This window comes from Oceanobacillus luteolus, from assembly GCF_042678205.1.
Lineage (GTDB): Bacteria > Bacillota > Bacilli > Bacillales > Amphibacillaceae > Oceanobacillus > Oceanobacillus luteolus.
The window spans coordinates 1-602 of the sequence record NZ_JBHUDE010000056.1 but is presented as its reverse complement, the minus strand read 5'-3'; the positions used below and the strand labels follow the sequence as shown (position 1 = coordinate 602).

1 protein-coding gene is annotated in these 602 nt (G+C 33.7%); it reads right to left on the bottom strand.

Annotated features, from left to right (window positions below; genetic code table 11):
* Positions 1 to 36: 36 nt before the first annotated feature.
* The coding region (istB, locus tag ACFSBH_RS12085) for an IS21-like element helper ATPase IstB (protein WP_379597725.1) at positions 37 to 602 on the bottom strand (566 nt) is incomplete at its 5' end.

The following is a 602-nucleotide window of genomic DNA, read 5'->3' as shown; positions in this document are numbered from 1 at the left end:
TGTAAGCGTCAAGTAAAAATGAACACTTTTCGCTAATTAATTTTGGACACTATCGTCATTAAAAATAGTCTTACGATTTTTCATTCTGTAACTATCATCGTCTTTAAAATTTAGAACTTCTGCTCGATGAATTATTCGGTCTAAGATTGCTGTAGTAATTCCTGGATCACCCAATAATTCACCCCATTCAGAAGGGGCCTTATTAGATGTTAGGATAATGGATGATTTATCATATAAATCATTAATCAAATGAAAGAATAAATTAGCTTCACGATTATCCATAGCCATAAACATCAAATCATCAATAATAACTAGATTGGAATCTCTAATTCTTTTCATGCGTGTTTGAGATTTTCTAGTAAACTCTTCCGTTTTAAGCAAATGAACCAGTTCCCCCATGGAGATAAAAGATACTTTGTAGCCTTTATATATAGCTTCTATCCCTAATCCTGTCGCCAAGTGAGTTTTACCTACACCTGGCGGCCCTAAAAGGATGAGGTTATAAAGTTGGTCTAACCATGTCAGTTCTTTCAATTGATTCATTTGCTTTTTTGTAAGCGCTTGTTGTTCATGCAATCGATAATCATCCAATGTTTTGTAGA